This is a genomic window from Brumimicrobium sp., assembly GCF_048268645.1.
Lineage (GTDB): Bacteria > Bacteroidota > Bacteroidia > Flavobacteriales_D > Crocinitomicaceae > Brumimicrobium > Brumimicrobium ulvae.
This window is the reverse complement of the sequence record NZ_JBLWVE010000001.1, coordinates 485,045-506,225: the sequence shown is the minus strand read 5'-3', so window position 1 is coordinate 506,225 and position 21,181 is coordinate 485,045. Positions and strand designations below refer to the sequence as shown.

General features: G+C 36.7%; 14 protein-coding genes. 6 read left to right on the top strand and 8 right to left on the bottom strand.

Annotated features, from left to right (window positions below; genetic code table 11):
• Positions 1-157: 157 nt before the first annotated feature.
• Both ACN0U3_RS02145 and ACN0U3_RS02140 read right to left on the bottom strand, forming a co-directional pair.
• Positions 158-1,084 (bottom strand): type IX secretion system membrane protein PorP/SprF, encoded by a 927-nt coding sequence (locus ACN0U3_RS02145; RefSeq protein ID WP_417264962.1) that lies wholly within the window; start codon positions 1,082-1,084, stop codon positions 158-160.
• Positions 1,081-2,364 (bottom strand): gliding motility-associated C-terminal domain-containing protein, encoded by a 1,284-nt coding sequence (locus ACN0U3_RS02140; RefSeq protein WP_417264961.1) that lies wholly within the window; start codon positions 2,362-2,364, stop codon positions 1,081-1,083. Before ACN0U3_RS02140 ends, ACN0U3_RS02145 begins: the two co-directional genes overlap by 4 nt.
• Before the next feature lie 387 nt (positions 2,365-2,751).
• Between ACN0U3_RS02140 and ACN0U3_RS02135 the strand changes: the two genes are divergently transcribed.
• From ACN0U3_RS02135 to ACN0U3_RS02120, 4 genes are all read left to right on the top strand, one after another.
• Positions 2,752-6,543, top strand: coding sequence for a hypothetical protein (locus tag ACN0U3_RS02135; protein ID WP_417264960.1), 3,792 nt, complete (start codon positions 2,752-2,754; stop codon positions 6,541-6,543).
• Between the two features lie 210 nt (positions 6,544-6,753).
• The gene (locus ACN0U3_RS02130; RefSeq protein WP_417264959.1) at positions 6,754-7,122 is read left to right on the top strand and encodes a hypothetical protein; all 369 of its coding nucleotides are present in this window, start codon (positions 6,754-6,756) and stop codon (positions 7,120-7,122) included.
• 1 nt (position 7,123) lies between these two features.
• Positions 7,124-9,859, top strand: coding sequence for a gliding motility-associated C-terminal domain-containing protein (locus ACN0U3_RS02125; protein WP_299202201.1), 2,736 nt, complete (start codon positions 7,124-7,126; stop codon positions 9,857-9,859).
• Between the two features lie 91 nt (positions 9,860-9,950).
• Positions 9,951-10,418 (top strand): acyl-CoA thioesterase, encoded by a 468-nt coding sequence (locus ACN0U3_RS02120; RefSeq protein WP_417264958.1) that lies wholly within the window; start codon positions 9,951-9,953, stop codon positions 10,416-10,418.
• Between the two features lie 68 nt (positions 10,419-10,486).
• On the opposite strand, the gene ACN0U3_RS02115 is transcribed toward ACN0U3_RS02120, so the two are convergent.
• Genes ACN0U3_RS02115 through ACN0U3_RS02105 form a run of 3 tightly spaced genes read right to left on the bottom strand, consistent with a single transcriptional unit; the run spans position 10,487 to position 15,230 of the window.
• Positions 10,487-13,384 (bottom strand): ATP-binding protein, encoded by a 2,898-nt coding sequence (locus ACN0U3_RS02115; protein ID WP_417264957.1) that lies wholly within the window; start codon positions 13,382-13,384, stop codon positions 10,487-10,489.
• Positions 13,385-13,386: 2 nt separating this feature from the next.
• Positions 13,387-14,661, bottom strand: a complete 1,275-nt coding sequence (locus ACN0U3_RS02110; RefSeq protein WP_417264956.1) for a metallophosphoesterase family protein — start codon at positions 14,659-14,661, stop codon at positions 13,387-13,389.
• 59 nt (positions 14,662-14,720) lie between these two features.
• Entirely contained in the window at positions 14,721-15,230 is a 510-nt protein-coding gene (locus tag ACN0U3_RS02105) for a hypothetical protein (RefSeq protein ID WP_417264955.1), read from the bottom strand.
• A 48-nt stretch (positions 15,231-15,278) separates the two neighbouring features.
• Here ACN0U3_RS02105 and ACN0U3_RS02100 point away from each other — a divergent pair, with 48 nt between their 5' ends.
• Positions 15,279-15,482 (top strand): hypothetical protein, encoded by a 204-nt coding sequence (locus tag ACN0U3_RS02100; protein WP_417264954.1) that lies wholly within the window; start codon positions 15,279-15,281, stop codon positions 15,480-15,482.
• Positions 15,483-15,561: 79 nt separating this feature from the next.
• Here ACN0U3_RS02100 and ACN0U3_RS02095 read toward each other — a convergent pair whose 3' ends face one another.
• The 3 genes from ACN0U3_RS02095 to ACN0U3_RS02085 form a co-directional block, all read right to left on the bottom strand.
• Positions 15,562-16,083, bottom strand: coding sequence for a hypothetical protein (locus tag ACN0U3_RS02095; protein WP_417264953.1), 522 nt, complete (start codon positions 16,081-16,083; stop codon positions 15,562-15,564).
• On the bottom strand, positions 16,076-16,732 hold the full coding sequence (locus ACN0U3_RS02090; protein WP_417264952.1) for a CvpA family protein: 657 nt from the start codon (positions 16,730-16,732) through the stop codon (positions 16,076-16,078). The genes ACN0U3_RS02095 and ACN0U3_RS02090 overlap by 8 nt, the downstream gene beginning before the upstream one ends.
• Before the next feature lie 116 nt (positions 16,733-16,848).
• Positions 16,849-17,562, bottom strand: a complete 714-nt coding sequence (locus ACN0U3_RS02085; protein ID WP_417264951.1) for a YebC/PmpR family DNA-binding transcriptional regulator — start codon at positions 17,560-17,562, stop codon at positions 16,849-16,851.
• A gap of 178 nt (positions 17,563-17,740) precedes the next feature.
• Here ACN0U3_RS02085 and ACN0U3_RS02080 point away from each other — a divergent pair, with 178 nt between their 5' ends.
• Positions 17,741-21,151, top strand: a complete 3,411-nt coding sequence (locus ACN0U3_RS02080) for a caspase family protein (protein WP_417264950.1) — start codon at positions 17,741-17,743, stop codon at positions 21,149-21,151.
• The last annotated feature ends 30 nt before the right edge of the window (positions 21,152-21,181 follow it).

Here is a 21,181-nt window from a genome sequence, read left to right as displayed (position 1 = left end):
AATTTTTTATAAATTTCAATTGTATTAAGCAAAAATAAAGATTGGATTGACTTTAATTACATTTCAGCCCTATTTAGAATGGATTTAGATAAGAGACGCCAGCATAGTCAATGTTATGCACCCACAAAAAAAACTCCCTTACTCACTGACAAACAGACTACTCGAAGAGTGGACAAGAAGTTTGAGAACGTGATCCTCTTCGGCAACCGCTGAATTGCAAAGAAATTTCATGGGTATGAAAGTTTCCACCACGTAGGGCAGATGTCACATAATCGAAACTATACCCTATGGTGAACTGTTTTATGTTGACTTTAAAAAAGCCGATAAATGCATCTACGTTTCGGTAACCAATTCCCAAAACAAACTTATTCTTAAAGTCGAACATTGCATTTACATCAAAACTAATTGGTCCTGCTGGTGGTATTCTGAATAAAATTCCTGGCAAGATTGAATTATCATTATCAAAAGTAAATTTAGTCCCCGCTTGTATTTTGGTATGCAACCTAAATCGAGACGTAAACCCTACGTCCTCCCATTTATTTTTCGCAATTTGATCAATGGCTGCTCCTACATAATAGTTCTTCGAATTATACCATGCACCCAATCCTAAAAGTGGAAAAAGCATTTGGTTGGTCGACTGAGCCACTGCTGGATCTGCTTCAATCGTTGTCGCCTTCGTATGGTCAAATCCAAACTGCTGAATCCCTGCAGAAGCTCCAAAACTTAATCGATTGTCCCTACCTATCGGAAAGTGAATGGCATAGGCCATACTCAAGGAAAAATTGCTGAATGAACCAAATACATCACGCTCGATTTTCCCTCCTAATCCATGGAACGAATCATTATACCTTTTTTTCTTTTTATTTAACGGAGCATTAATCGTAAATAAACCACTTTGTGGAGCTCCTTCAAATCCTGCCCATTGAGCACGAACCGCTGTTCTAACGTCCAAGCATCTTTTCACTCCTGCCAATGCAGGATTGATCGCAAATTGGTTGAATGACCATTGCGAATATTGAGCAATTTGTTGACTTAACCCTGAAAAGGATAAAAAGAGCAATATGACCGTTGTAATTTTTCTCATCTGATTAATGACACTGTCCCTTTTATCGGTTGTTCATAAGCATCATCACGTAAGTTAATGACATAATAATAGGCGCCTGAAGCCAATTCCTTCCCCGACTTTGATCGACCATCCCAACGTTTTTCCTTGGAATAACCTGTGGCCTGATAAACAATCTGTCCCCATCGTGTAAAGATTTGAATACTACAATCAGGAAAGTTCTCAATCCCCAAAATATCCCAAGTATCATTGATTCCATCTCCATTGGGAGAAAAAGTATTGGGAATCTCTAAGCCCTCTTCTACAAACACAGTCACTTCATCCGAAATAGAACAAGTGCCGTTGTCTACAGTTAAAAAATAAGTGGTTGTTTCGTTTGGATTAACCACAGGACTAATCGCATTTGGATCACTCATATTATAAGAAGGTGTCCAAGTAATGTCAGTTTCGGTTGTTTGCCCTTGTAGTTGAACACTCTGACCGTTTTGAATAGTGAAATCTGGACCTGCATCAACTAAAAAATCCATCACGGTAAAAGTAACGCTATTGCTTTGCAAGGTGTCTCTACACTGCGTAAAGCACGACACCTCGGCAGTTACCACGTCATTGTTTGAAAGCCCAGAATAAACAAAAGAGGAGTCTAAAGTTTGTCCTACTAAAACACCATTCACAAACCAACTGAACACAGATTGATCATCACAAAACTGTGTGTAGGCGTTAAACACCACTGTGTTTCCTGTACATATTGTAGTTGAATTTGTTCCAATCGAAAAATTGGGGTTACGATCTACACCTGGCCCATTTAAAAACACATCAAAGCTTGCTTCTGCAGGATCAGTAGCCCCCATCGCTCCATTAACCACCACATAATATGTAGTATTTGGTGCAAGTCCATTGGCGTTTAAAGTAAAGTTTCCCGTACCATTCGCTACGCAATTAGAAATTAAACTATAAGATGAAGACACGCATGGAACTGTAGCTTCTATTATCACAGCTTGCAAAGCATTTCCTTGACCCGCCAAGTTTTCAAAAACCAAATTACTAAAGTCAAGGGCAACATTTCCTCCTAAATCATTAGTAGTAAACTCCATCCAAATAGAATTCACTCCAGAAAAACAAAAAGTAAAATCATCTTCACAATTAGCACAAACCGTTGCATTTGCATTAATATTATTCAGACTAAACGTTGTATTAGGACAGATCTCAATCGCATTTGAGCAATTGTTATACGGCTCTTGTCCTCGAACCAACAAAGCATTAGTAAGGATCAGAAAAAAGAAAATCTGTTTTAATTTTTGCATCAAGGCAGTCTATTGCATTTACATATTAACAACGAAGATAAAATTAATTTATGTTATAATTCTACAGTATTTAAGTAAATAAAATTTGGGGGTGTCCCTGAAGACGCTTTTAAACAAATTTTAATGGTGTCTCAGGGTCGGGTTTTACGCTATATCTTTTTTTACAAAAAAGGATGCCGCTGCTACCCCTCACCCAAAACGACAAGAACAAAGCCCCATCAAGCTACTCAGGGAGAAACAAATAACATAAAAAAGTCTTTTTTGTCTTAAACAAATCGTCATTATCTACTAAAAAGTTGAATGACTGTAATATTGAGTTATTTTTGTGAGAAATTAAGAAGAATTAAGTTTGGCACAAATTCTGTCTTAGAGTATAAAATTACAGCTATGAAAAGATTATTACTAACACTCGTTTTATTGAGTTTCTTTTTCACAGGAAACACACAAAGGTTTGATTACGATAACACTTCAAAATTATTTTTTGGGGTAAATGTCGGAAGAACATGGCACACTTCAGATGTTCAAAATGTTAAAAAGCGTTTTCCATTAGGAGCCGGTTTCATAATTGGGGGTTCTATCAACCAAGATTATGGTAATGCAGTTTCTTTTGATCTCCGTTTAAGGTACTTAGGTGGAAATTGGTACGGTCAAGATACTGACACTACACATGCCATTCAAAACAACCTCGCTGTAAATGCACATTATGACTCTTTAGGTTATACGGTTCAAAACTTTAAAGCCTCTCAACACCGTTTGGCTTTAGAATTGGCTATTCATGCCAATAGGTTTAAAGAAAGAACAGGATTTGATCCATATATATTTGCTGGAATCGGTGTGACAGGAACTAGAACTAAAGGAGACCTTTTAAAAAACACTGGTATTTCTTCAACCGGTACCATCTATCCTTACGACCAAAGTCCAAATGGAAACATTATAAACCAAGACTATAACGAAGTACTTGACAAGAATGACGATGGTGATGCCTATGAAAAGACAAGATTTGAAGCGAACATTATGCCGAGCCTTGGAGTTGGGATTGGTTACTACTTTAATAGCCGAATTTCTTTAGGTATAGAACATAAATCTACATTCTTTCTAAGTGATTACTTTGATGGTACAACAACCAACCAAGATGGAGCACCAAGTAATTTATTTAAAAATGATATTTACCACTATTCTGGTATTTACCTTAAATGGTATTTTAAATCTCATAAAAGCGATAATCATCGCCCAAGAAAAGAGGCGTATATTCCTCCAACCCCTCCTACAGATCAAATTATTGAAAACACACCAGAAGAGCCTACGCGTAAACGTCCACCGATTGTAACTTTCAACAATCCGGGCAGCTCTCCTTTCAGAACAAATAGCCCTGACTTTATCATTAGAGCAAACGTTCAGTATGTAAATAGCGCCAATAATTTAAGCTTTACACGTAACGGTGAAGTACACAGTTCGTTTATCTTCAACCCTATGACACGTGTGTTTGAAAGTAGAGTTAACCTTGATCCTGGAGAAAACACTTTCTACTTAAGAGGTGTTAACCCTGATGGAAGCGACGATGACAAGGTAGTTATTATTTACGAAAGAAAAGCAGAAGGTGAAGTTTTACCTCCGGTTGTAAACATTGTTGACCCTGCAGTTAGACCACATACTGTAAATCAATTGAACTACATTGTAAAAGCTGATATTGAAAACGTTGTTGCTAGAAACCATTTGACGGTAACTTTCAACGAGGCACCTTTTACAAACTTCAGTTTTACACCAAATGGTAACATTAACTTTAATGCCAACTTAACTTTAAAAGCAGGTGTTAACACCTTAAAAATTGTGGGTACAAACAATGCTGGAATGGACGTTGATGAAACAGTAATTATTTATACTCGAGAAGCAACAGACAACACTGGATATCCACCAGTGGTTGAGATCGTTACTCCAAGTCAAACTCCATATACAACAACATTGGCTACAGAATTTGTTGAGGCTAAAATTCAACACATAACAACGAAATCACAAGTTGATGTAAAAATCAATGGGGTAAGTACTTCAAACTTCTCTTACAACACTGCGACAAAGCGTGTACAGTTAAATGCAGCCTTGTTATCAGGAACAAACACCATAGCAATAAGTGCAAGAAACCCATATGGTAATGATATGGACCAAACACAAATAATTTATCGCCGAGGTAACAACGATGTAGGTACACCTCCACAAGTGATGATTTTATCTCCGAATACAAATCCATTTGAAACAGAGTCTGCTTCTACTTATGTTATTGCACAAGTGGAAAACATTGAAACTAAAAATCAAGTTGAAGTATGGGTGAATGGTGTAACCACAAATAACTTCACCTATAATAATGCAACAAAAGTTGTTCAGCTAGACCTGAACTTAAATGTTGGCAGCAACAATGTGAGTATCAATGCTACGAATGCCTATGGAAATGATATGGACAATATTCAAATCAATTACAACAAGAGAGGAAACCCTCCAACTGTTAATATTTTAAGTCCAGCCATCAATCCATTTACAAGCTCGGAATCAACCGCAAATATCACTGCAAGTGTAAATAATGTTGACCACAAGTCTCAAATTATTGTTAAAGTAAATGGTGTTGCAACTTCTAACTTTAATTTCAACCCTACAACAAAACGTGTGGAATTGACAACTGGATTAATTTCAGGAAACAACAGTGTGAGCATAAAAGCAACCAATCCATACGGAAGTGATGAAGATCATGTTCAGATCATTTACAGAAGAGTTGCTTCAGACTCAGGAAGTGTTGGAACTCCACCAAAAGTAAATATTACGAGTCCGAGCGTAAATCCGTACACAACAACTGAGTCGACCATTAGTGTAATGGCAAAAGTTGAAAACGTGAACAGTAAGTCACAAATAGAAGTGAAAGTAAATGGTAGCAACACCAATGATTTCACCTACAACAATGTTACAAAGACGGTACAGTTTACTGCAAGCTTGACTTCTTTAAGCAACATTGTATATGTGAAGGCATCAAACACGTATGGTAGTGATACTGATGAGACTCAAATAATTTTCAGAAAAATCATTGAGCCTTCTGGAAACCCACCGGTAGTTTCATTTATCACTCCTTCTGCAGGGCAAAACACAGTGAATACGTCAAACTTTAAAATGATTGCAAAAGTTGAGAATGTGAGAAGGAAAAGTGATATCCAATTGTTTTTCAACGGAAGCACTGTTGACCCAATGAATTATACTTTTAATTCAACTTCAAAAAATGTTGAATATTACAGTAAACTACGTTCAGGAGAAAATACTTTTAAAGTTATCGGTGAAAACCTATACGGTACAGATCAAGCAACTGCTAAAGTGCAAATGAAAAGACCGGTAATTGAAGAAAGTCCTAACCTTGAAGAAACAGTAAAACCTAGGCCATGTGACCTTCCAACATTTACTTTTACGTCTCCTGCTATTGATGTAATTACAGTAACTGAGGGGAGTTTTACAGCGCTTGGATTGCTTCAAAACATTAGTTCAGCGAAAGAAATTAAAGCTTACGTAAATGGACAGAGAAACGACCGCTTCGTGTTCAACAGCACCACAAAGTCTTTCTCTCAAAAATTTGACTTAACGGAAGGGAGCAACACTTATATAATAGAGTTGACTAATGATTGTGGAAGTGTACAAAAAGAGTTCACCATTCACTTTCAAGCTCCAGAAACTTGTGGCGCTAAGGTCGACCTAGGAACCATAGATTCGGATTTCTGTTTAAACACTTCTTCTGCAAGTTATACCAGAGCGAATTTAATTGCTAACCCTAACTTTGTTTACAAGGGAACAGCAAAAGAGCTGTACTTCAAAGCAAAAGAAAATGGTTTAGCAACAGTAAACGGAAGTGAATTCCCAATCGTTAAAGACAACTATTATTATTTTGGTGGTAATCTTACTGTAGACATTAGCCGCAATAAACCAGGAAGTGTTGGTCAATGGGTAATCTGTGTTGAGTCTCCAAGACCTCCAAAGTTTGGAAAAGGAAGAGCAAGACCACTTAGTCCTTGCTTAGTACAAACAAAGCCTGTACAGAAAAAACCTAGAGTGCCCATAATAAAAGACAAGCCAGACACACAAGAAGTGCCAGCAAGAAGGGAAAAACCTGCTAGGAACAGTGGCGGTGAGATCAGAAATCCAAGTGGCGGAAGATAAGTATTTGAAAGTACATAAACACATATGAATAGGAACAGAAGGTGATTTAACACTGGTCCAAATCGTAAGAAAAAACAACTAAATGAAAGGAGGTCAATGACCTCCTTTTTTATTCAATCACCTACTGTATTTCATCAAATAATCAATGATAGTCCAAATTAAATGCAACTATTTTCTTATACTTAGCGTCTTTAAAAAAAATAAGTCATTATGATAAAGAAAATAATTACAATATGTTTCCTCTCTTTAGCTGCAATAAGCTATTCGCAAGAGAAACACGATGCACGATTACTTGAAAGGTATACATCGGAGGAACTCACTACAATTCAAATGGAAAACCCTGAGGAATATGAAATCCTTGTTCATGCATTAGAAGTTGGAATTAGTATCGGTGATATTCAAGAGGGAAAAGGAAAAGACCTTGTTTTTGATGGAGAACTGGATGCAGATCCAAGTTTAGACCATACATATATAAGCTTAGGAGTTGAATTAATCAATAGATACCAATATTATAAATTCAAAGGAACCAATAAAATGGTTATCATTCGTCCTAAAAATTTAATTACACAAATTCGATAATATGAAAAAGTTACTCAGTTTATTTACAATCATATTGTCCTCTTCGATAGCATTTGGGCAATTGACCATTACCTCGCCAAGTCATAATCCTGGGAATCCCGTAGATTGTGCTAACTACAGCGATCCTAGTGTAGCCAACTTTTTTGACGATGGTGGGGCAGGAGCAGATTACTTACCTGGTCAAAACCATACCTTTACAATATGTCCTGATCTTTCAGCATCAGGTCCAAAAATAAGAGCTTCTTTTGCTAACAGTCCAGGGTTTACTTGGGATGTTCATTCAAGTGACATGCTTTATGTTTATGATGGACCAGATGCCACGGCTCCATTATTAGGATCGTACAACAATGCCAATGCTCCGGGAGGTTTCGCTCATACCGCTTCTTGGGCAAACACCTCTGGTTGTTTAACTTTTGTGTTTGTTTCAGATGGAGCCAACAACGGAACTGGATGGGAAGCGAATGTTCAATGTTTCTCTCCACCACAAGACATTGATATGCATGTTGAAGCATTCATCAATGGAACTGCTGGAAATGATATATTTCCTTTAGACACAGGATATGTTGACATTTGTCAGGGTGACTCTGTCCTAATAGTTGCAAAGCCATTGTTTCCGTATTCTTTAGAAACATCAGGATCTGGATATTCTCAAAATATAGATAACGTGACTTATCTTTGGGAATTCAGTGATGGATCAGTAGGTCCAGACAATGATAGTGTGTGGTTTAACCCCTCGAATCAAGGAGGTTATTATGTCAATCTAACTATTGAAGACAGTTACCCGAGTAATGCAACAATTAAATTTAAAATAAGAACAAGTACAACACCTTTGTTTACAGGTACGGGGCCATTAGAGGACACCGTTTGTTTTAATCAAAACACTGAGTTATTTGGTGGTGTTACTTCCTCAGATACAGTTGGGGTAAATGTACCACAAGGTAGTTTTCAGTTAGGAGGTGAGTTCGCAGGATTAACTTTCTTACCCGATGGAAGTAATAATGAATATACAACTTCTATTAACATGTCTGGATTTCCTCCAGGATCTACAATTCAATCTGCAGGAGACATCGTTCAAATGTGTGTTGATATGGAGCACAGTTTCTTAGGTGACTTGGAAATGTGGTTAGAATGTCCTGATGGAACTGAAATAACGATTTTCAATTCTTATTCTTCTGGTGGTTATATACCAGGTGGATTTGGTGGAGGAGGTGTTTTCTTAGGAGAGCCTGAGGATTCGGGAGGATCAGGTCCAGGTAATGGATATGAATACTGTTTCTCATCAGTAAACAATAACTGGGGGGACTTTGCTTCTGAATACCAAACCAATACGATCCCTACACCGCCATCTGCACCAACTTCTGGAAATACAATGAATCCAAACGGAGTTTATGCACCAGAGCAAACCTTTGCTGACTTCGCAGGTTGTCCGTTAAATGGTGACTGGACACTTCACGTTCAAGACAACTGGGCTTCAGATGACGGGTATATATTCCAATGGGGAATTTACTTCGATCCTTCTTTATACCCAGACAATGAGTATTACCAAAACACTATTACAGATGCTTACTGGTCACAACACCCTACAATTGTATCTGATACTACAAACGATACATTAATTGTTATTTCTCCTGATGGACCTGGAGATTACTCTTACGTATTTAATGTTGTTGATGATTTCGGATGTAGCTATGATACTATTGTTCAATTACACGTATTAGATACAGTAATCAACGTTATATCTCCCGATAAATCAATCTTTTGTTTTGAAGACAGTGTAATGTTAACTTCAAGTGCTACTGGAACAGTTGCTCCATTTACTTTTACTTGGCCTGATGGTCAGGTTGGTGATACAGCTTATTTCCCTGGGCTACAAAATGGTACTTTTGAATACATTGTCACCGTTTCTGATGCTTGTGGAATTGAACGACCAGACACTGTAGTTCTTACCGTCAATCAAACACTGAATTTAGACTCTTTGGTCCAATTCCCTGCTGATTGTGGAATGGACAATGGTAACTTGGTTGCTTATCCAAGCGGAATTACTGGAACACCAACTTATGAGTGGACTGGTCCAGGTGCAAACAGTCCAAACAACACCAACTCAACAGCTTGGCTTGAAAAACCATCAGGATGGTATTATTTCTCTGTTCAAGATGCGGTTTGTTATGCAGAGGATAGTATTTTCCTTGAGCAAAACCCACCACCAACGGCTTCGTTTACAGCAAATCCTATGACAGGACCTTCACCTTTAGCAGTTACTTTTGTCAACACATCTGACCCAGCATCTCAATACGATTGGGACTTTGGAAACGGAAGTGGAAACACAGTGAATGATTTAAGTGACCAATCTTCAGTTTATACTGAAGAAGGAACTTACCTTGTTACTTTGGTACTTACTGAAGGGGCTTGTACGGATCAAGCTACTCAAACTGTAACAGTGTTTAATCCTATTACATATGAACCAGTGAACGTATTTACGCCAAACGGAGATAATGATAACGACGTATTTACTTTGAATATTGAAAACGCAACCTCTATAGAGCTTGTTATTCTTAACCGTTGGGGGAATGTGGTATTCGAAAGTACTGATCCAAACTTCGGTTGGAACGGTAAAATCAACAATGATGGTGCTGAATGTACAGACGGAACATATTTCTACAAGTTCACTGCTACAGCAGGAGAACAATCAACAGAAGGACACGGATTCGTTCAGTTGGTTAGTGGAAAGAAAGAATAAATTAAAACCATATAAAATGTTAAAAAGGGAAGTCAATTGACTTCCCTTTTTTTATCCAATAAATGCTTAAATTAGTAGAAAATCAACACTTATGGAAGACAATAAAGTTACCTTTCAATTTATCAGTGAACCTTCAGATGTAAACTTTGGTGGCAAAGTACATGGTGGCGCAGTAATGAAGTGGATCGACCAAACTGCTTATACTTGTGCTAGAACATGGTCAGGAACCTATTGTGTAACCGTTTATGTTGGAGGAATTCGTTTTCTAAAGCCCGTTAGTATTGGAGACCTTGTAAAAGTTGATGCTTATGTGATTCATACAGGAAATTCAAGTATTCACATTGCGGTTGATGTTTATTCAAAAAACTTAGCTGATGCTTCCTTTCAAAAAACAACACATTGTGTGATCGTATTTGTCTCCGTAGACCAAGATGGAAACCCACAAGCTGTTCGGCCTTGGACACCCATGACTGAAAGACAAGAAAAACTGTCTGAATATGCACAAAGACTAACAAAATTAAGAGATACAATATCGAAAGAAATGCAGCCCTACTTTTAAAACATCAGGAAAAGGATCCGAATGATCAAACTCATGAACACCTAATACTCATGAAAAACAATACACAATTACCATGTAATTATGTTCGCTCCATGCGATTCAAACAGGTCTTTGGTATGCTCATGACAGGTAAAATACAGCACTTGTCGCTCACTAGCAAAATCAGTAAGGATTTCAGCCAAATTCGATGTTCTTTCTGCATCAAAATTCACCATGATGTCATCAAAGGCTACAGGCAAAGGTTCAGCATTCTTTTCATATTCCTCGATTAAACCCAATCTCAAGGCCAATAAAAGTTGCTCTCTTGTACCTCGACTCAATTCCTGAACAGTTTTTGAATTTCCAGCCGCATCAATAATGCCTACGTGTTTTTCACTTATAGAAATTCGTAAATCTTCGTAAGCGTTTTCGGTTATGGCCCTGAAGAAATCACGGGTTTGTGTAATCACTTCTGGTTGACGCTCTTTTTCATACTTTTGTTTACTCTGATTCAGCACTTCTAAAGCCAATTGCGTAGCCAACCACTCTTTGGTGGCTTCTTTTAGCTGTGTTTGTAAACTTTCTTTTTCGTTTTGAAATCCATACATATCGTCTAATTCTAAAATATGTCGAATTTCTGTACTCGTTGCTGCCAAGTCTTTGTTTAATTCATCGTAACGGTTCTTGACGTCCTCATATTCAGATTCGGTTTCGTCTCTCTTGACGTTTAGCTCAGATGGAGTATACTCAGACAATTTAGCGAGTGTTGATTCTAATTGACCTGCACCGCAGAGGGTTTTAATGGTATTGGCCGAGTTTTCTTTTTCTTCCTTGGCTTTATTCAATACTTCTTGACGTTCAAAAACCTGGTAAAAAGAAGTCTCATCTTCTACTTTTACAGCTTGAAAAAGTGCGGTTAAATCACGTTTTAATCTTTCAAGGTCATCCTTTTTTTGTTCGACTTGTTTTGACAATAAACTCAACCCTTCAAGGTGGCGTTTGCGCTCGGAGTTCACTTTTTCATTCTCTTCTATTTTTGAAATCAAAGAATACACAAAAGAAGTGTCTAAGGCTGTACCTAATGGAACAATTCCCTCAAGTTTCTGCTCAAAATCAGCAATCAATTTTTCAATGTTCTGGATGGCCGCTTCGGCTTCCATGCTATTTGAATGTTGTCTTTTCAATTCTTCTACATTAGAAAGAAAATCATTCATTCGAGCAGGTAAAATTGAGGTGGGTAAGTTTAGATCTTCAAGTAAAGATTTCCATTCCTTTTGAAGGTTCAAGGAATCCGTATTGAAATGCTCTAACTCCAAAGTTGTTTTTGTAAGCTCATCCTCTTTTAATTGAAGTTCATGCTTTACTTCATCAATTTGTTGAATATACTGATCATAGGTTGTCAATGCTTCTTGTAAAGCTGTTAACTCCTTATTGATTTCATTGGCACTCTTACCATTGAGTTCTTCCAGAGGAAGGTTGTTTCTTTGCACAAGCACCAGGAAGAGCCCAACCAAAGCTATTCCTAATACGATTGCACCAGAAAGAAGGTTTAAAAACAACAACCCTACTCCTACGACCGCAAAAACAAGAACTAAAATCAATGCCAGTTTAATGTTGTTTTGGGGTCTCCTTCCGCTCATTTCTAATGCAGATTTAAAAGCAGTGTCTAGCGCAACTTTCTTTTTAAATGCACCTCCCTTTTGCTCTTCATCTTGAATTGAGTGTTCATTTAAGGCTTGAACAAACTTTTTCTTCTTCATTTCCAATTCGGAAATCTCTTGCTTTAGTCTTGAGACTACTTCAGATTTAGTTCCAACCTTTCCATCTATTTTTTGCTGGTCCTCAACAACTTGCGTAGCTTTAGACTGCAACTCAAAAGTCCCTTCTAATCCGATTAACTGTTGCGCATTGAGTCCATCTCCTAAACGACTCAAAACACTCTCAATCAACTGATTTGATTTGGCCAACTTTTCTTTTTCTTGATTGCGTTTGCTTTTGGCTTCATCATAGAGTTTAACATTCGTCTTAAAGAAATCCAACAAACCTACTTGAGCAGAAAGAGATTCATCCCATTTCAAATTAGAGAGTTCTTCTTGTAACTGCTCAATTTTCTGATTTAATTCGATTAATTCATTTTCTTCTGAGGAAGTTTTCCGCTTTAATTGTTCATACTTCTCTAGCTGTTGAACAGGGTAAATAGCAATTGCACCAATTTTATTGATTTTCGCTTCTGCCTCTTTATACCTCACAAAATCTGGATAAGCTTTTGCCAAATCTGAAAAATCATTCTTCTCCTGCCCCAATTTTGTGCGTAACTCTTTCAGTTTATTCAGCTCTTCTTCTAATTGTTCTTTTTGATCAGAAAGTAAGTTGTATTCACCTAGTTTGCTACGTAATTTGTTGATTGCTTCTTCTTTTGTAGCAATTTCACTTACCAACTTAGGAAGAACTTGAACAAACCCTCTTGATTTGAAATATTCTTCTGAGTGACTGATTAAAGACTTTTCAAAACCCCCAAAATCAACTCCTGAAAGTCCCATTCCCATACTAAATATACGGTCTTCCATACCTGACTCACTCAGTTGTTCGACGTCAGTGAGTTCATCAAGGGTAATGGCATAAATGTTCTTGTATAGATCAATTGAAGCGTTTCCAATTAAATTTTGATACAATGTCTGATTTTCTGAAACTTCTCCTTTGTACTCTAACTTAAAACCTCTTGCATTCCCATGGCGATACACAGAAAGTGCTTCTCCTGTACTGTTGCTTAACCAGATTCGGCCTCCATGCGTTCCTCCCATCAAAGGTGAACGACGGTCTTTTTGGAAACGAGGATATTCAAACAAGGTAAAACGAATAAAGTCCAACAGTGTTGATTTCCCCGCTTCATTAGGACCATAAAGAACATTTATTCCTTTTGAAAAGCCTTGAATGTTTTTATCATGAAAAACACCAAACCCATCAATATGTAACTTATCTATCTTCATGATTATCGTTCATTTTTTATTAGACCATCAATGCATTTCCATTTTGCTGTAGTCAAAATCTGTTGCAGCTCATCTTTAATTTCCTCTTCAAAATCTGTGTTCTTTAATTCACGACCGACTTTGGTAGTTGAAATTTCATCCAAAAGGTCGATAAGTAATTTTTCTGCTGCTTTTTCGTCCCCTTCCAGTTCTTCATATCGTTGAAGTAAATCTGCGATAAAATCGGAAGATTGCTTTCTCGATTCGAGGTCTATTTCAGGATGGCTTTCATTGATGAATTTATCAATAAACACAAAGCGATCGTGGTAGACATTTTCACCGTTTAATTCATTGGTGAGCGCTTCCATTTCAGCATAATTTGAGAAAACATTATGCAGGCCGGTTCTACCTTTTAATCGAATACGAAGCAAATAAGATTTATTTGAAGCAGTTAATTCAGTTTTGAGTGTATGAATGGCGTTTTGAAAATCACCTATTCCTTCCATTCCGCTAACATCTAAATCATAGTAATCATATACAACATCCGAAAGAGAAATAAAATCATGTTTCACTACCTTTCCGTGTTCAACAGTAACTAACGAGCATCCTTTCTCTCCAGTTTCATTAAAATGACGACCTTGAATATTACCTGGATAAACCACCATAGGATGTTGTGCTGAGATGACTTCTCTCTTATGAATATGGCCCAGTGCCCAATAATCTAAATTTGAGGCACGCAAGGTATCCAAATCAAATGGACAGTATGGTGTATGCGCATTATTTCCCGCAATTGTACCATGCAACAACCCAATAGAAAATGAAGCCTTGTCGTTTCTTTTAAATTGTTTTGCAAGTGGATTGAATTCTTCTTTTTCGCCAAAACTTACACCATAAACTTCAGCCAAAGCATGATTGTTTTTTACTACTGTGTGTTGTTGTACCTCATCGGCTGCGAAAAGGGTAACATTATCGGGTAATTGTAGATGCTTAGACCAACTCATCAGCGGATCATGATTACCACAAATAATAAAAACGGGAATAGCCGCTTTATTTAATCGTTCGAGCCCACGTACAAATCGGTATTGTGCGCTTAAACTTCCAGATTCACTATCAAAGCTATCTCCAGCAATGAGCATAAAATCAACAGCTTCGTCTAGTGCGGCTTGAATTAGTGAATCATAGGCTTTCACCCCATGTTCAACCAATGATTTTCCAAGGGATTCATTCATTTGACTCACCCCCTTGTATGGGCTTTCAATATGTAAGTCAGCAGCATGTATAAATTTGAATTGCGACATAAAATGGCTTTGCTCAAAGTTAAGAAAGTTTGTTTGAATTTCCGTTAATGAATTTCACATCACAATCCATCCACACAGTTTTTATAAAACTGAACCATGGCTTTTAAACCTCCTATTTTATCTTTGAGTTGTAAATGGTATTCTGTAACAATAGACTGTGAGCCATCTCTTTTTTCAAGTCTAATGTGAGGCTCAAACAGATTTTCTTTAGCAATTGTTTCCATACCTGAGTTGGCTATCCACTCTTCAATCAAGAGCTTATATTGCAAGTTACTGCAATCAATTACAAACCTCTTTTTCTTTATTAGAAAAATATTCTTCAAATGACTTTGGCTTCTAACCTCAAAATTTGGAAGAAAACCTTTTTTTAATTTCATTTCTAACTTACCGGGATTCGAGGCTCCATATTCATTTTCAATACGAATAATGTGATTTTTATAAGGAATGGTCAGGACAAATTTGCTCACCGTCATATATATATCGGTACCTGAAACCTTAACTTTGGTTTCCTTATGTTGCAATTCTGCACACTCATAGGAGTCTGCTACCAATTTATATTCATTAATCAAGGTAAAATTGTTTCTTTTTTTAATCTTAAAGTTTGTGTATTTAAAGTTATGAAAATTTCATTTACCACAAAAAAAGAGTCCAAAAGAATAGAGGAAGAACGCTTTTTAGCCTTAACGCCTTCCGAACGTTTAATGGAGTTTTTAGAGTCTATGGCTTGCTTCGCTCAATTTCCATCTAAAATAGAAGAAAAGAAAGGTGATAATTTTCTTATTGTATTAAATCAAGATAGTGATGGAGGAGTGGAGCAATAACATTTTACGGTTGTATGGGTTAGCTCTGAAAGAAAGTGTTAAATAGAACGCATTAAGAAAAGTAGCAAAGACAATTAGTCTATTTTTTATTCTTTCGTTTATTCCATTCAAATTTTCGGTTATTTACCAGAATAAACCTCAAATTAATAAACAGTTGATTGGTTTCGGTAAATGTTTTTGAAGGCGTTAAAAACATGTAGCCTACACGTAAGTGAAAGCCGAATAATTTATAGCCCAAAACGGGAGAGATTCCGTACCGTTCTTCATTGAAGTTTGAGCGTAAGGCCACATCCACACCATAAGTTAAGTCGACCCTGCTGGGTTTGTGAAAGTATCCTGCATTCAGTCCAAGTACATTGTTGGGGATGTTGTACTCTAGTCCTGCATGAAATGAATTGGTTTTTGTTTTCACCCATCGAATATCTTTAAATTGAAGTTCCATTCCAATTTCACCTACTGTAAATTCACCCTGTTGAATTCCAAAGTAAGGTCCCATTTTTCGAACGTGTGGATCTATTAATGGTTTTTTATTTTGGGCATAACCAATTGTGCTCGAAAAAATCAAGCCCATTAGAAATATGTATTCGATTATTTTATTCAATGTTCTGTTCAACCCCCTTTAATGAATCATGTTGTTGCTTTAGTTCTTTTAAATCTTCGAGCGAATATCCAAGACTATCAGCTGCTTTCTTCAACTCTTGAAGATCTTCTATACTAACGTCATATTCGTCAAAAATTGTGGTATTCACGTTGTTCTTTAACCAAATAGAACTTTCTTTAATGGCTGGGATGGTAGCGGAAGCTGTTACTTTTACGGGATGATACAAAATGGAATCTTCTTTTACCTCTAAAGGAATAAAATGCCCTCTTTCGTCATAGGTTTCAATCAAAATAATCAAAATTGAAAGGGTGTAGACCATTTTTATCACTCCGAAAAACAAGCCCATAATTTTGTTGACAGGACTAAGGTTAACTACTTTCAACATGCGTTCAATCATTTTTCCTGCAAAGTAAACCATAGCTCCAACTGCAAGAAAAGTAACAGTAAAAGCAACAACAGGAAGGTACTTCCCTTCTATATCAATGTTTTCTTTGATTAGATTAGAAGTCCAATCAGAAAAATGAATTCCAGCATAGATTCCAACCAACAGGGCCAAAAGAGTGAAGACCTCAACAATCAATCCCTTACGAAAACCAACCCAAGCGGCGTACAAAAGTGGAACAATAATGACAATATCAACAAAATTCATAAGGCTAATTTACAACACAATAAAACAGCAAGTAAAGCACAATAAAAATGTTGCTAACAATACACCTTTGATTTGTTGAGTAAATCTAATTAACTCTACTGCTAAAAGTCTACAAACTACTCAATATTAGTAAACACTTGTTGAATATCGTCATCTTCTTCAATTTTATCGAGGAGCTTTTCGATTTCTTCAGTTTGTTCTTCATTAAGGTGAATAGGAGCAGTTGCAAAGCGCTTCAAACTTGATTTTGAAACTTCAATTTTTCTTTCTTCTAAAGCCTCTTGAAGCGTACCAAAGCTAGTATAATCTCCATATATGATAATCATACCGTCTTCTTCTTGTTCAATTTCTTCTAGACCTGCATCAATCAACTCAAGTTCTAGTTCTTCGATATCAAGACCTTCTGTTTCTTCAATTTCAAACACCGCTTTACGGTTAAACATAAATTCGATAGAACCATTAGGTACGAGTTGACCACCTGCTTTATTGAAATAGGATTTTACGTTGGCCACAGTTCGCGTTGTATTATCGGTTGCGCATTCAACAAAAATCAAAACTCCATGAGGGGCTTTACCTTCATAATTGACCAGTTCATAGCTTTCAACATCCTTTGAAGTTGCTCTTTTTATTGCATTTTGAATATTGTCTTTAGGTACATTCTGTGATTTCGCATTTTGAATGGCTGTCCTCAACGAGGCGTTCATATCAGGATCCTCACCTCCTTCCTTTGCCGCCATTGTTATTATTTTCAACAACTTAGGGAAAAGCTTAGACACTTTACCACTTCTTTTTTCTTTCGCAGCTCTTCTTACCTCAAATGCTCTACCCATAATTTTATTTCATTTATTCAAACCAAATGTACTGTTTTTTAAAATAAATATTTCGAATAAAACTTGAAAAATATTTACTGTTTTCCACTTGTTTACAATGATTATAAATACATAAACACCTAGTTGATAGTCTTTAATTCTAAAAAAAATAAATAACTTTGATTAAAACCTATTTGTTATGAGACATATAATGACCTTTCTAACGTTTATTTTTTGTGCAACTATTGTTTTCGGACAACAAGCTGAATTAATTACACAGCAAAGGATACGAGGGGAAATTACAGATTTTAAATTCAGTCCTGATGGACAATACATCGCCAACATATCAAAAGAAGATCCCAGTATTCATGTTTGGCATTTGGCTTCTGAAAAAATAATCGGAAGTCTACAGGACCATGAAGAAGGAGTAAATGCCTTTGCATTCAATGCTGATGGTAGTCAAATAGTAAGTGTACACAAGGACAACAAGGTCATTCGATGGGACTTAAACACATGGAGTATTATTGATTCAACAACATTAGAAAAAACTGGTGACTTGGTTTTGTTGCACAATGATAAAATATTGATTTCTTTAGGAAACAAATTAAGTTTATTTGATGCCCAATTCAAACACATAAAAACACATTCAATTTCGGGAAGCATCACCTGCGGAGAAACAGCTGGAAACAAAGCTTATATTGGTTCTACAAGCGGGCAACTCAGCATAATTGACTGGGATAATCCTGAAGACATTCTTCAGAAATCGTTTAACAGAACCTATTTTCAGAACATAGATATAGACCTCGATAAAGATTTACTCTTAAGTGTGAACACCAATGGTTCTGTAACAGAAATAATGTTGAGTGAACTCAGCGCAACAGGACCTATAAAAATCCTTAAAGGCTTTAGTTTTGGTACACAATACGGCAAGCCATTCGCAGGAAAAGGGCTCGTTGCATACATTTCAGAACGCAATCAAGTATCGATTTACAACTTAGAAGGAAATCTTGTTACTCATCTTGTTGACACCGTTGCCAAAGAGGAAATCAAGGTTTTAGAATTCAATCATGATGGAAGTATTATGGCTTCATCTAGCTATAAGCGATTCAACGACAAAAACATTTTCAATGAGCACAGCATAAAAGTTTGGGATGTGCAAAGAAAAGGATTGATGAGTGAATTAAAAGGTTCTGTAAATCCGGTAACAAGTTTTTCTTTCCATCCAGAAAAGAACTGGGTAGCCATCATCGGAGAAGGAACAACTTTAGGTTTGTGGGACATGGATTTTGCAGAAAAAATCATGGATTATGAGCTTCAAGAACCTAAAAAAGAACAAAAAATTGACTTGATTACAGGTGAGGATGCCAAGGCCATTAATCCTTTTAGTAAAGGCAACTTCAAAGATAAATTAATAGAAAAAACAGTTCGTAGAACAGTCAATCAAGTCTTTAGAAAAGAGCCAACTTTAGTGAAGTTTTCTTCAAAAGGAAACTACCTCATTACTAAACTACAAAAGGACGAAGTGCGGATTTACAGTGTAAAAGATAAAAGCTTAAAGTATGAATACTTCGCGATGCATCAACAAGAAAGAATCAATGATTTCATCACCGATCCAGAAGAGAAATATTTAATCTGTTTAGGTGCAGGAAATGAAGCGGTATCCATTGTTGATTTAACCACCGGAGAACTCATCAAGAAATTAGAAACAGAAAATGAAGACGCTTCACATGAATTTTTAAACAATGCCATTTCTGTAGCTTATCATCCAAAAGGAGATAATTTTGTAGTTTGTACAGGTAGAGGTCAAATTTTTGTTTGGAATAAAAACTTTGGAACAGAGTTTAAAACAGATGGTTCTAATCTTCATAGGGCTTGGGGAAATGCATTTGTGAGCTATTCGAAGGATGGAAATGTGGTGTATTTAAACGGTCATGATGCTGTACGTGGTTATGACATCAACAACTTTACTGTTTTTGGAACTACAAAGCTAAAAATGGAAGGTCAACCTCGTGCTTTAGGCACACCGCAAGACTACATGGTCGGGTTTAAAGACAATACAGGTTATATTGAAGATTTAAAAACCAATAAAATCAATACCTTCAGTGTACAATCTAGCCTAATTAATGCTGTAGATGCATCACTTAGGGACTACATTGGAATTGCTTTAAAAAACGGGGAATTTAGAATCATTGATGCAAAAACCGGAAAACTACTTGCCACTTTCATTGGTGAAGATGAGAACACCTTAATCAAAACAGAAGACAATTTCTACAAAGTAGACAAAGAAGGATTTGATTTGGTTTCATTCAGAATTGGTAGAAATGCCTACCCATTTGAGCAGTTTGATGCTTATTATAATCGACCAGACCTTGTGTTAAAGTCATTAAAATGCCCAGATGCAGAGTATATTGATTTATACAAACAAGCCCATGACAGGCGTTTAGCGAAACTGCATTTAACAGGGACTAAAAACCCAGATTTTGCTGCATTACCACAACTTAAAATCCTCAACAAATCCGCTCTTCCCTATACTCAAGAAGAAAGTGTAATTAAACTAAAGATAAACGCTAATGCAAGTACGCATCCATTAAAAACACTAAAAATAACCATCAACAATGTACCTATTCATATCCAATCTATTGCAGGGAAATCTTATGAAGGAGAAGTCGATTTAGAACTGATTGGAGGAATAAACAAAATTAATGTTTACGCTATTGACAGCAAGAATCAAGAAAGTTTAGCAGAGAGTTTTTCAGTCAATTGCTTAAGGTCTGACCAACCCAATTTATACCTCATCACGGTTGGAACGTCTAAATATAAAGACAGTAGATTCAGTTTAAATTATGCTGCAAAAGACGCAAAAGACCTGAATAAACTGTTCAACGGCGCTGCTGAAAATTCAATTTATGGAGAAGTCCACACTTATATGCTCACCGATGAGGAAGTAAAAAAAGAGGCCTTTGATCAACTCAAAGCATTTTTAAAAGGAGCAGGCCGTAACGATCAAGTCATATTTTACATCGCTGGACATGGATTGTTAGACAGTGAATATGCATATTACTACGGAACGTATGACATCAACTTTTTACAACCTGGTAACAGAGGACTTGCTTATGCTAATTTGGAAGATATACTTTCAGGCATTGATGCTGTAAAGAAATTGTTACTCATGGACACCTGTCACTCTGGTGAGGTTTCAGAAGACGAAGTAATGTTGGCAGACAACAGTGAAGAGGACCTTGCCTTTGAAGATGTAACATTTAGAGCTGTTGGTCCAAACCTACGAGAAGGATCAGATACCAAAGCATCTGCAGGGAAAATGGCCAGATTACTCTTTGCTGACATTCGTAAAGGAACTGGTGCAACTGTTATTTCTAGTGCTGGGGGAGTTGAGTTTGCCATGGAAGGTGAAGATTGGAAAAATGGTTTGTTCACCTATTGTTTGTTAAACGGTTTAACCAACAGAACAGCAGATTTGAACAATGATGGAACAATTATGCTTTCGGAATTACAACATTACCTAATCAATAAGGTTGGTAAATTGTCGCATGGTAAGCAAGTCCCGACAACACGTGTTCAAAATATCCGATTAGATTATCCTGTATGGTAGATTTAATTTTTTGTCTACTATCTTTGTAGA